This window comes from Serratia sp. Nf2, assembly GCF_003028435.1.
Lineage (GTDB): Bacteria > Pseudomonadota > Gammaproteobacteria > Enterobacterales > Enterobacteriaceae > Serratia > Serratia marcescens_L.
In genome coordinates, this window is sequence record NZ_PYTW01000003.1 from 262600 (window position 1) to 274441 (window position 11842).

Sequence of the window (11842 nt, forward strand, 5' to 3'; positions counted from 1 at the left end):
CATAGCGGCATAGCCTTATTTTGGAAACAAAATTCGTTTCCAAAATTAAACAGGAACCCATTATGACACATCCTTCCCTGCTGGCGCCGTGGGGCGTCAACGATATCAACGAGTTGCTCAGGCCAGAACCGCTACGGCTGGAGATGGGGCTGAGCCGCAGCGCCGACGGCCTGCTGACCGTGGCGGTTCGTACCGATCTGCACGGCTGCAAAGGGCGCATGCTGGACTGGTGGTTCACCTTCTTCGAGACGACTCAGCACATCAACTGGTGGCACCCGCACGATCACGTCGAACACCGTGGCTGGGATCGCCACTGGAAAAAGGGGGAAAGCTACATCGGCGCCAGCATCGAAGCGGTCGAATGGCTGGCGGAGCTGCCGCCGGTCGCGGCGCGCCTCAAGTTTCACGCCGCCGAGGACTTCTTCGCGCCGCAGCCGCTGCGCCAGGCGCGCGACGCGCAGGCGCTCTCCGCCGCCGTTTGCGCGCGCATCGGCTTCGGCGACCAGGTGGCGCTGGATGACAACGGCGATCCCTGCGACGGCGAGATGCTGCACCTGGTGCGCGACACGCCCTATGGTTGCGTGCTGCGCAGCCGCTTCCTGCTGGGTAAAGCCTGCGCCAACGCCCACGACGAGCTGCCAGATGACATCGGCTTTAACCTGATGCGCCACTGCTACAACGAGTTCAGCTATCTGGCGCAGTTCCTGCCGTCGCTGTACTACGCCGAAAACGGTCGCGAACCTGCGCCGTTGCTCTGGTAAGCCGCCAGCGGGGCCTGTTATTTTTTCGCGATGCCGCTATAGTGATTTTCATCGCCATTCCCGCGTTTATGACGGAGAACTCATGGAAAACCCCTGCTATAGCGGCGGCTGCCTGTGCGGGCATATTCGCTTTCAGGCACGCGGCCTGCCTGGCAATCCGCACAGCTGTTCCTGCGATTTTTGCCGCCGCCACTCCGGCGCACCGACGCTCTGCTGGGTCGAATTTCCGCGTCAGGCCGTCGAGTGGAACGGTCTGGGCGGCATACCGGCCCTGTACCGCTCATCGCCCTATTCCAGCCGCGCCTTTTGTCCGCGCTGCGGCAGCACGCTGGGGGCGATCGACGACGAACCGACGGTGGCGCTGGCCACCGGCAGCTTCGATCGCGCCGACCTGCCGGAGCTGCGCCCGACCTCACATGCGTTCGCCGATGTTTGCCCCGAATGGTGGCGTATCGACGGCATGCGCTGAGCGCCTCACAGTTCCCGCTGAAATCAATTGATTGTTTTGTCGTATAAATTTAGAACTGACGGACAATAATTCAAAAGTATGGGAACGGGGATGAATCAACAGACTCTCGACGCGCGCCGCTCGCGTCAGGCGTTGCTGGCCGGCTCGGTTGGCAACTTTATCGAATGGTATGAGTTCGGGGTGTACGGGTTCTTGGCCACCGTTATCGCCGCCAATTTTTTCACGCTGCAGGGTGAAAACGAAATCACCAGCCTGATCCTCACCTACGCCGCCTTCGCGCTGGCGTTTTTCTGTCGTCCGATCGGTGCGGTGATCTTCGGCCGCATCGGCGATCGCATCGGCCGTCGCCCGACGCTGATTGCGGTTCTGCTATTGATGACGCTGGCCACCGCGCTGATCGGCGTTATGCCGACCTATGCCTCGATCGGCGTCGCCGCCCCGCTGCTGCTGACGCTGCTGCGCATGTTTCAGGGGCTGTTCGCTGGCGGCGAATTCGGCGGCGCCGTGTCGCTGATGACCGAGTTCGCTCCGAAGGGCAAGCGCGGGCTGTTCGGCGCCTGGCAATCGCTGACCGTCGCGCTCGGCCTGCTGGCCGGGGCTGGACTGGTGGCGCTGCTGGCCGCGCTGCTGAGCGCGCAGCAACTGCATGACTGGGGCTGGCGCATTCCCTTCCTGCTGGCGCTGCCGATGGGCGCCGTGGCGCTGTGGTTGCGGCTCAAACTCGAGGAAACGCCCACGTTTACCCAGGCGCAGCGCGTCGCGGAGCACAGCGCCATACCGCAGGAGGCGAGATTGAGCGGCGTGGCGAAAACCATTCTGATCGGCATCGGCCGCATGATGGGCTGGTCGGCCGCCGGCTATACCTTCCTGGTGGTGATGCCTTCCTATTTGCAAACCTCATTGCACGCCACCTTCCAGCAGGCGCTGGTGGCGACGGTGTTGGCCAACGTCGGCTTCGCCCTGACCATTCTGCCGGCGGGCATCATCAGCGACAAACTGGGGCGTAAAACGGTGATGCTGACGGCGGTGGCGGCGGTGATCCTGTTCACCTTCCCACTGCTGCACCTGTTGCAGGATGCGCAGAGTTCACTGTGGGCCAAAGGGCTGGCGGTCATGATCGCCGGTGCCGTGGTCGGCCTGCTGGCCGGTCCCGGCCCGGCGATGCTGGCGGAGATGTTCCCGACCCGGGTGCGCTATACCGGCTTGGGGCTGGCTTATTCGCTGTCCAATGCGGTATTTTCCGGCTCGGCCGGGCTGATTATCACCGGCCTCATCAAACAGACCGGTAATATCGACATTCCCGCCTACTACGTGGTCGCCACCTCGGTGGTCAGCCTGTTTGCGCTGATGACGCTGCGCCGCGACGACCATCTGCGCTCGCTGAACGAACGTTAATCCTCCGGGGGCGCATCGCCCCCTTACCAACGCGTGACTTTGATCACAAGGCACAAATGTTAACGTTAACTTTTGTGATTAACATCGCACGCGTGATATCTGCTAGCTTCACCCCCTCGTGAGTTAACGTTAACAATAGAACTAACTTCACTCACCGGGGCCCTACCCATGAACCGCGAAACTAAAAAATATTACGTGCTGCTCAGCGGCCTGCTGTTCTTCTTTTTCTTCACCTGGTCTTCCAGCTTTTCACTGATCTCGCTGTGGCTGAATCAGAAAATCGGCCTGAAAGGCGCCGAGACTGGCCTGATCTTCTCCGCTATCTCGTTGGTAGCGCTGTGCGCCCAGCCGCTGTACGGGTTTATTCAGGACAAACTTGGGCTGCGCAAGCACCTGCTGCAGTTTCTCGGCGTGATGCTGCTGCTGACCGGCCCGTTCTTTATCTACGTTTACGCCCCGCTGCTGGCGAGCAGCCTGCCGCTCGGTGCGCTGGTCGGCGGCGTATTTATCGGCGCCACCTTCTTCGCCGGCATCGGCGCGCTGGAATCTTATACCGAGCGAGTCAGCCGCATCAGCGGTTTCGAATTCGGCCGCGCCCGCATGTGGGGATCGCTCGGCTGGGCCAGCGCCACCTTTTTGGCCGGTTTTATCTTCAATATCGATCCGAACATCAATTTCTGGCTGGCCTCCGCCGCCGCCGTGGTATTCCTGTTGCTGCTCAGTCAGGTGCGCGAGCTGAAGCCGAACGCCATGGCCGGCCTGGCGTTCGGCAAACCGGAAAATCTGCGGCTGCAGGACGCGCTGGCGCTGCTGCGTATGCCAGGCTTTTGGGCGCTGGTGGTGTTTGTGCTCGGTATCAGCGTGTACAACGTGTTCGATCAGCAATTTTCGGTCTACTTCGCCTCGCAGTTCGCTTCTCGCGAACAGGGCAACGAGATGTACGGCTTCCTCAACTCGCTGCAGGTCTTCCTCGAAGCCGGCGGCATGTTCCTGGCACCGCTGCTGGTGAACCGCATCGGCGCCAAACAGGGGTTGCTGCTGGCCGGTGGCGTGATGGCGCTGCGCATGTTCGGCTCAGGCTTGGTCAGCGGCGCATTGATGATCTCCGCCATGAAACTGCTGCACGCCGTAGAGTTGCCGATCCTGCTGATCGCTATCTTCAAATACATCGCCAGCCGCTTCGACAGTCGCCTCTCCTCAACGCTTTACCTGGTGGGCTTTCAGTTCATCACCCAGGTGATGGCCAGCTTCCTGTCGCCGCTGGCGGGCTACGGTTATGACCGCATCGGCTTTGCCGACACCTATCTGCTGATGGGGTGCGCGGTCGCCGCCACGACGCTTGTCTCCTGTTTCCTGCTGCGCGGCGAACGTTCCGCCAGCGCAACCCCCTTTCAATCCGCCATTAAATCAAGTGAGTCTGTCCAATGAACACTGCCTTAGCTCGAGCCGACCATGCGGTCGAAGCCCTGCGCGCAGAGCGCCGAGACGATTACTACCCGCTGTTCCATCTCGCGCCGCCCGCCGGCTGGATCAACGATCCCAACGGCCTGATCTGTATTGACGGCGTCTATCATGCCTTCTTCCAGCATCACCCCTACAGCGAGCACTGGGGCCCCATGCACTGGGGACACGCGACCAGCCGCGATCTGATCCGCTGGCAGCACCAGCCCATCGCCCTGGCGCCCGATGCGCCCTATGACAAAGACGGTTGCTTTTCCGGCTGCGCCGTGGATGACAACGGCGTGCTGACGCTGATTTACACCGGCCACGTGTGGCTGGGCGAGCCCGGCGACGACAGCCAGGTGCGGGAAGTGCAATGTCTGGCCACCAGCGAAGACGGCATACGCTTCGTCAAGCACGGGCCGGTGCTGGCCGCGCCGGACGGCATTCAGCATTTCCGCGATCCGAAAGTCTGGCGCGAGAACGGCGAATGGTGGCTGGTGGTCGGTGCCAAAGAAAACGGCCTGGGCCAGGTGCGCCTGTACCGTTCTGCAGATCTGCGCGCCTGGCGCTTCGATCGGGTGCTGGCCGGCGCGCAGGCGGCGCATCAAGGGTATATGTGGGAATGCCCGGATTTCTTCCCGCTGGGGGAACAACACCTGTTGTTGTTCTCACCGCAGGGGCTGGCGGCACAGGGCTACCGCTACCGCAATCGCTTCCAGAGCGGCTATCTGCTCGGCCACTGGCGGCCTGACAGCGACTTTAGGGTGACCCAACCCTTCTGTGAGCTGGATGCCGGCCACGATTTCTATGCGCCGCAGACCTTCACCGCCGCCGACGGCCGTCGGCTGCTGTTTGCCTGGATGGATATGTGGGAATCCCCAATGCCCAGCAAAGCGCACCGCTGGGCCGGCGCCCTCACCCTGCCGCGTGAGCTGACGCTGGCCGCCGACGGCAGCGTCCGCATGAACCCGGCGCGTGAACTGACGGCGCTGCGCCGAGAATCGCACACCTTTTTGGCACAGACGCTGACCAATCAGCATCTGCCGCTGGCGGACGACGTGCAGGAACTCACCCTGACGTTGAGACCGGCCGACAACGACGCCGAGCGCTACGGGCTGGCCATCGGGAGTGCGGCGCGGCTGTTCGTCGACAATCAGGCGCACCGGCTGGTGCTGGAACGTTTTCATGAAAACCCCGCCCTGTGCACCTGCCGCAGCGTGCCGCTGCCAGAAGGTGACAGCCTGTCGCTACGGATCTTCATTGATCGCTCATCGCTGGAGATCTTCGTCAATCAGGGGCAGGCCTGCCTGACCAGCCGAATTTATCCGACGGAGGGCGATCGCCGCCTCAGCCTGTTCGCCGAAGGCGGCCGGTCACAGTTTGAGCCCATCACGGGATGGCGGTTGGCAAGCCTCTGGGGATAATGGGCATGAGCACCGGGCGCGCAGCAACGCACCCGGTGCGCTTACAGCGAACCACGCTCCAATAGCGGGCAAGGCACTTTCACCGTCTCACGCTGCTCCCGCTGCTCAATCACATGCAGCGCCGCAAGGCGGCCCAGCTCGTAATGCGGCAGCTGCACCGTCGTCAATGCCGGCAGGAACAGCTCACCGGTGCCGACCATATTGTCGTAACCCAGCACCGCCACCTGTTGCGGTATCCGCCATCCTTGCGCCAGCAAGACCTGATACACCAGAAAGGCTATCCGATCGTTTCCGCACACCACGACATCGCAATCACGCCGTCCTGCAGAGAAATGCCGCTCCAGCAGCGCGACGCAGTCGCGATAGCTTTGATCGCCGCCGCTCAGATCGAGATGATACTGCCGCAGTTGTTCAACATCGCGCCCCGCTTCACGCCAGGCGCGTTCCAGACCGCGACGGCGCAGGCCCGCCGCCAGCGTATCCGCCGGTAAATGAATGCACAGTGGCGCGCGATAGCCTTTGGCGATCAGCGTGCGCGTGGCGTCATACTGCCCTTGCTCGTCATCAGGAATGTAGCTGGCGATCGAATGTGCCGGACTGACGCAGTTGGCCAGCACCAGCTTTTTGTCCAGCAGTTTGGCCGGCAATGTCACCTCGCGCAGCCCCATCGTGGTGAAGATCACCCCATCCGGACGATGCGCCAGCAGCAGATCGACGGTCTGTTCGGCGTTGTCGTCGGCGAACAGGTTGACGACGAAGCTGTTCCAGCCTCGCTCGCGCGCGGTTTTCTCAATCGACAGGATCATTTCCACCGAGAACGGCGTCGTGGCAGTGTCCAGTGCCAGCACGCCGAGTGTCTGCACGCGGTTTCCGTCACCGCGAATACGCCGCGCCGACAGATCCGGCACGTAGTCCAACTGGTCGATAGCCTGTTTGACGCGGCGGTAGGTTTCCGGCCGCAGCTTGCCGGGTTCATTGATGGCGCGGGACACCGTCATCAACGAGACTCCGGCAAGTTTTGCGACGTCTTTCAGCGAAGCCATGCGCCCTTCTTTATGATTAATGGGGAAAAGTGAATAATCCCATAACCGGGCGCAGGACTCTACTCTGCATTAGCAGGCTGTGATGTTCGCCCACAGGAGAGCGCCGTCGGCCGTCAGCGGTGCCACTTCGCCGCCCGCCGCCTGCGCCGCCCACCAGACGCCCTCGCGCGCCTGCAGTTCGCCGCCCTCCGGCAGCGACCAAACTCCGCTCAGCACATACAGCACGCCTGCCCGATTGGGCAGCAGGGTGACGGGCGCCGTGCTGCACCGCACCTCGGCCGCCTGCCGGCCGCGGCGCGTCATGATATTGAAATCCTGACTGGCGCCGCCCAGCAGCGTCGCTTCCAGCGCCACGTCGCCGGAAAAGGCGAACGGTTCCCCGACGCGAGCCAATTGATGGTCGATATGCCCGGCGCTGAACAGCCGCACGCCGTCGCCTTCCAGCAGCGTGATCGAACGATCGATGCCCGCAAAGGCGGAAAACGGCCCGTCCTGCGCGATGGTGGCGATGCTGGCGCGCCAGTCAAAATCCTGCGCGCCCGGCGGCCAGCTGACGATTTCACGGGTTTCCCCACCGCCGTTGCGCCACGGGCTGACCGGAAGCGCGGCGAAGTCAAAACGGGTCAGGCTCATTACGCCTCCTGCTGGAAGGTTTTCAGCACCTGCAGGAACTCGGCGCTGCTCTGCTGCTGCAGCGCGTGCCGCCCCTGCTCAATCACCTGCCGCCCGCCGACGAACACATCGCGAATTTGCTCTTTGCCGCCGGCGAACAGCCAGCGGTTGAGGATCGAGGCGTCCGGCGCCGCCGCCAGATACGGGTCGTCGCCGTCCAGCACCAGCCAGTCGGCGCGATAGCCGCTCTGCAACCGGCCGATCGGCGCGCCACACGCCTGCGCACCGCCCTGCAGCGCCTGCAGGTACAGCACATCGCCCACCGCCGACTGTTCCGGCGTCGTCAGACGGTTGCGGCGCTGATCGCGCAGCCGCTGGCCGTATTCGAACCAGCGCAGCTCTTCCACCACGTTGAGCGAAACGTGGCTATCGGAACCGATGCCCCAGCGCCCCTGCTGCTGCAGGTAAGCGTCGCCGGGGAAAATGCCGTCGCCGAGGTTGGCTTCGGTGGTCAGGCACAGGCCGGCCACCGCGCGGCTGCGCGCCAGCGCTTCCAGCTCATCGCGATCCAGGTGGGTGGCATGCACCAGACACCAGCGCTGATCAACCGGCAGATGGTCATACAGCCAGGCCACCGGGCGCTGCCCGCTCCACGCCAGGCAGTCGTTCACCTCTTTTTGCTGCTCGGCGATATGAATATGCACCGGCAAGGTACGATCCGACGCGGCCAAAATCTGCTGCATCTGGCCCAGCTCCACCGCACGCAGCGAATGGAAGCACAGCCCCTGATTCTGCAACGGACGATCCGCCAGCTGGCGGGCAATCACCTGCTGCTGGTGCAGATAGCTTTCGGTATCCTGGATAAAACGCTTCTGCCCCGGCTGTGCCGGCTGTGCGCCGAAACCGGCGTAGCTGTACAGCACCGGCAACATCGTCATGCCGATGCCTGCCTGATGCGCGGCCTCGCTGAGGCGGCCGGTCATTTCACCGCGATCGGCGTAAGGTTTACCGTCGGTGTCGTGATGCAGGTAATGGAATTCGGCCACCTGGGTGTATCCGCCCTTGAGCATTTCGATATACAGTTGACGGGCGACCACCTCCACCTGCTCCGGCGTCAGACGCTGCACCAGGCGGTACATCAGATCGCGCCAGGTCCAGAAGCTGTCCTGCGGGTTGCCCGCCACTTCCGCCAGCCCGGCCATCGCGCGCTGGAAAGCGTGGGAATGCAGGTTCGGCATGCCCGGCACCGCGTCGCCGTGCAGCCGGATGCAGCCTTGCGGTTCAGCGTCGGCGGTAACTTGAGTCAGATAACCTTGCGCATCGACGTCCAGCCGGACGTTATGCGCCCAGCCCTCAGGGAGCAAAGCGCGTGGGGCAAAATAAGCAGGCATGGCAGTATTCCACTGTTGGTGTAACGGCGAATGAGGCGCGGCGATGGCGCGCATTCAGGAATTTTTGGCGGTCGCCGGCAAGTTTCTGGCGCGACGGCCACTAGTTGTATATACATATACATACGCCGACATCAACAGTAAACTGGTGTTATTATTTTTTTATTTGACGAGGTTAACGTCGTGGCTGAACAACAGACCGTGTTACAACTGGCGGCTGCAATGAGCGATGCCCCCGCCCCGATCTACCAACGGGTCAAACAGGCGATCGTGAATCAAATTCGTGCGGGGCACTGGCAACCGCACCAGCGCGTGCCCTCCGAAAGTGAACTGGTGGCGGAACTGGGCGTCAGCCGCATGACCATCAACCGCGCACTGCGCGAGCTGACCAGCGAAGGTTTTTTGATTCGCATGCAGGGCGTCGGCACCTTCGTCGCCGAAGCCAAAGCGCATACCGCGCTGCTGGAAGTGCACAATATCGCCGATGAGATCGCCGCGCGCGGTCATCGCCACAGCAGCAAGATCCTCGAGCTGAAGGCCCGCCCGGCCAGCGAGGAAGAGGCGACGGCGCTGGGCATTCACCCCGGCCAACGGCTGTTCTACTCGCAGATCGTGCATTACGAAAATGACGTGCCGGTGCAGGTGGAAGACCGCTGCGTCAATCCGCTGGTGGCGCCGGATTACCTGAAGCAGGATTTCGATCGCGTCACGCCATACACCTATCTGACGCAGGCTGCGCCGCTGACCGCCGGCGAACACATCGTCGAAGCGGTGATCCCCACTCGGCGCGAGCGCGAGCTGCTGCAGCTGGAAGACCACGAACCCGGTCTGCTGATCCATCGCCGCACCTGGTCCGGCAAAACCGTGGTGACCTCGGCCCGGCTGCTGTACCCCGGCAGCCGTTATCAACTGTTCGGCCGCTTCACCAGCGAAGTCTGATCCCCGGCGGGCGCGCCCTGCGCCCGCATCTCCGCTGTCGATCACATCCTGATAACAAAATCTCTCCCGCCTCTTGTGACATCCCGGTGAATGCGTTAGGTTGTTTTTAATTGTATATACAACCATGTGGGAGCTGCGGCTCCGGCGGAGGAAAGCAATGACGTCTGAGATTCACTGTGACAGCCTGTGGCACGGCGCCGATATCGTCACCATGCGCGACGGCAACTATCACACCCTGACCGACGGCGCGATCGCCGTGCGCGACGGCAAGATCGTCTGGATTGGCGAACATGCGGCGCTGCCGCCCGGCCTGATCGCGGACGAAACGGTGAAATTCGACGGCGGCATCATCACCCCCGGCTTTGTTGACTGCCACACGCACCTGGTGTTTGGCGGCAACCGCAGCGGCGAGTTCGAACAGCGGCTGAACGGCGTGAGCTACGCCGACATCGCCGCGCAGGGCGGCGGCATCATTTCCACCGTGAAAGCCACCCGCGAGGCCGACGAAGCGCTGCTGCTGGAGCAGGCGCTGTTCCGCCTGCGGCCGCTGCTGGCGGAAGGCGTCACCTGCGTGGAGATCAAATCCGGTTACGGCCTCAGCCCGGAGAGCGAACTGAAGATGCTGCGGGTGGCGCGCAAGTTGGGCGAGCTGCTGCCGGTCGAGGTGAAAACCACCTGTCTGGCGGCCCATGCGCTGCCGCCGGAATACGCCAACCGCGCCGACGACTACATCAATCTGGTCTGCGATACCATCATCCCGCAGGCGGCCTCCGCCGGCCTGGCGGATGCGGTTGACGCCTTCTGCGAACATCTGGCGTTCTCACCGGCGCAGGTGGAGCGAGTCTTCGCCGCCGCCGAAGCCGCCGGTTTGCCGGTCAAGCTGCACGCCGAGCAACTCTCCGCCCTCGGCGGCAGCACGCTGGCGGCGCGACATCACGCGCTTTCCGCCGACCATCTCGAATACGCCACCGAGCAAGATGCCCGCGCCATGGGCGACGCCGGCACCGTTGCGGTGCTGCTACCCGGCGCCTATTACCTGCTGCGCGAAACCCAGTGCCCGCCGGTGGAGCTGTTCCGCACGCACCGCGTGGCGATGGCGATCGCCAGCGACGCCAACCCCGGCACCTCGCCGGCGCTGTCGCTGCGCCTGATGATCAACATGGCCTGCACGCTGTTCCGCCTGACGCCGGAAGAAGCGTTGGCGGGCGTTACCACCCACGCCGCCAAAGCGCTGGGGCTGCAACACAGCCACGGCACGCTGGAAACCGGCAAGGTGGCGGACTTCGTTCACTGGCCGCTGTCGCGGCCGGCGGAACTGGCTTATTGGTTGGGCGGTCAGCTGCCCTGTACGGTGATTTTCCGAGGAGAAGTACGTCAATGACCATTCGCGATCCTTTTAGCTTCCAGAGCGGCAGCCTGCCGCTGTTGATCAGCATCCCGCACGCCGGCACGCAACTGACGCCGGCGGTCGAGGCCGGGCTGACCGACGACGCCCGCCCGCTGCCCGATACCGACTGGCATATTCCGCAGCTGTACGACTTCGCACGGGCGATGGGCGCCAGCGTGCTGGTCGGCAACTATTCGCGCTTCGTCATCGATCTGAACCGCCCGGCGGACGACAAGCCGCTGTACACCACCGCCACCACCGGCCTGTATCCCGACGTGCTGTTCGACGGCCGCCCAAGCTTCCTGCCGGGCAAAGCGCCGACGGACGCAGAACGCGCCGGCTATCTGCAGCAAATTTGGCAACCTTATCATCAGCAGTTGCAGGACGAGCTGGCGCGCCTCAAAGCGCGGCACGGCTATGCGCTGCTGTTCGACGCGCACTCCATCGCCTCGGTGATCCCGCGTCTGTTCGACGGCCAACTGCCGGATCTCAACCTCGGCACCAACGGTGGTGAAAGCTGCGCCCAGGCGCTGAGCGATCGGCTGGTCGCCTGCTGCGAGCAGCAACAGCAGTATACCCACGTGCTGAACGGCCGTTTCAAGGGCGGCTACATCACCCGCGCCTACGGGCAGCCGCAGCAGCAACAGCATGCGATCCAGCTTGAGCTGGCGCAGGTGAACTACATGTCCGAACAGTATCCTTACGCATTCGAACCGCAGCGCGCCGCCTCGCTGCAGCGCCTGCTCAAGCAGATGATTGAAGGCCTGTTGGACGGCGCCGCCAGACTCAACTGATCCCCTCTGCAGGCGCCGCCCGGCGCCTGTTTCTCTCCCTGCCTTTAACCGCAACGTCAGCCGCAATCTGCGCGCTATATCAAAGTTTCGTGTGATTCCTCACTGACTGGTCTAAACAGCGCACAAAACAGCGGCCGACGAAAAACGCACTGCGCCACAATCAGCCGAAAAGCCCGCGCTCATCGTC

The 11842-nt window shown here is 63.1% G+C and carries 11 protein-coding genes; 8 read left to right on the forward strand and 3 right to left on the reverse strand.

Translation table 11 applies throughout. The features are described from left to right. Positions 1-62 precede the first annotated feature (62 nt). From C9411_RS09040 to C9411_RS09060, 5 genes are all read left to right on the forward strand, one after another. Positions 63-761, forward strand: coding sequence for a DAPG hydrolase family protein (locus C9411_RS09040; RefSeq protein WP_063989646.1), 699 nt, complete (start codon positions 63-65; stop codon positions 759-761). A gap of 82 nt (positions 762-843) precedes the next feature. Beyond that, positions 844-1230: a GFA family protein gene (locus C9411_RS09045; RefSeq protein WP_063989645.1), complete on the forward strand. Its 387-nt coding sequence runs from the start codon at positions 844-846 to the stop codon at positions 1228-1230. Between the two features lie 90 nt (positions 1231-1320). After that, positions 1321-2625: an MFS transporter gene (locus C9411_RS09050; protein ID WP_063989644.1), complete on the forward strand. Its 1305-nt coding sequence runs from the start codon at positions 1321-1323 to the stop codon at positions 2623-2625. A gap of 168 nt (positions 2626-2793) precedes the next feature. Continuing rightward, positions 2794-4053 carry an MFS transporter gene (locus C9411_RS09055; protein ID WP_055312294.1) on the forward strand — a complete coding sequence of 420 codons (1260 nt, stop codon included), beginning with the start codon at positions 2794-2796 and terminating at the stop codon, positions 4051-4053. After that, positions 4050-5492, forward strand: coding sequence for a glycoside hydrolase family 32 protein (locus C9411_RS09060; RefSeq protein WP_107226908.1), 1443 nt, complete (start codon positions 4050-4052; stop codon positions 5490-5492). The genes C9411_RS09055 and C9411_RS09060 overlap by 4 nt, the downstream gene beginning before the upstream one ends. A gap of 41 nt (positions 5493-5533) precedes the next feature. On the opposite strand, the gene C9411_RS09065 is transcribed toward C9411_RS09060, so the two are convergent. The 3 genes from C9411_RS09065 to C9411_RS09075 form a co-directional block, all read right to left on the reverse strand. Beyond that, positions 5534-6535, reverse strand: coding sequence for a LacI family DNA-binding transcriptional regulator (locus C9411_RS09065; protein ID WP_063989642.1), 1002 nt, complete (start codon positions 6533-6535; stop codon positions 5534-5536). 69 nt (positions 6536-6604) lie between these two features. Further along, positions 6605-7168 (reverse strand): HutD family protein, encoded by a 564-nt coding sequence (locus C9411_RS09070; RefSeq protein ID WP_107226909.1) that lies wholly within the window; start codon positions 7166-7168, stop codon positions 6605-6607. After that, positions 7168-8538: a formimidoylglutamate deiminase gene (locus C9411_RS09075; protein WP_063989640.1), complete on the reverse strand. Its 1371-nt coding sequence runs from the start codon at positions 8536-8538 to the stop codon at positions 7168-7170. The genes C9411_RS09070 and C9411_RS09075 overlap by 1 nt, the downstream gene beginning before the upstream one ends. Positions 8539-8718: 180 nt before the next feature. Here C9411_RS09075 and hutC point away from each other — a divergent pair, with 180 nt between their 5' ends. The 3 genes from hutC to hutG all read left to right on the forward strand — a co-directional run bounded on the left by hutC (position 8719) and on the right by hutG (position 11655). Continuing rightward, positions 8719-9474 (forward strand): histidine utilization repressor, encoded by a 756-nt coding sequence (hutC, locus tag C9411_RS09080; protein WP_063989639.1) that lies wholly within the window; start codon positions 8719-8721, stop codon positions 9472-9474. Between the two features lie 157 nt (positions 9475-9631). Continuing rightward, positions 9632-10855: an imidazolonepropionase gene (hutI, locus tag C9411_RS09085; RefSeq protein ID WP_107226910.1), complete on the forward strand. Its 1224-nt coding sequence runs from the start codon at positions 9632-9634 to the stop codon at positions 10853-10855. Further along, complete coding sequence (hutG, locus tag C9411_RS09090; protein WP_063989637.1) at positions 10852-11655, forward strand: N-formylglutamate deformylase; 804 nt, start codon at positions 10852-10854, stop codon at positions 11653-11655. Before hutI ends, hutG begins: the two co-directional genes overlap by 4 nt. The last annotated feature ends 187 nt before the right edge of the window (positions 11656-11842 follow it).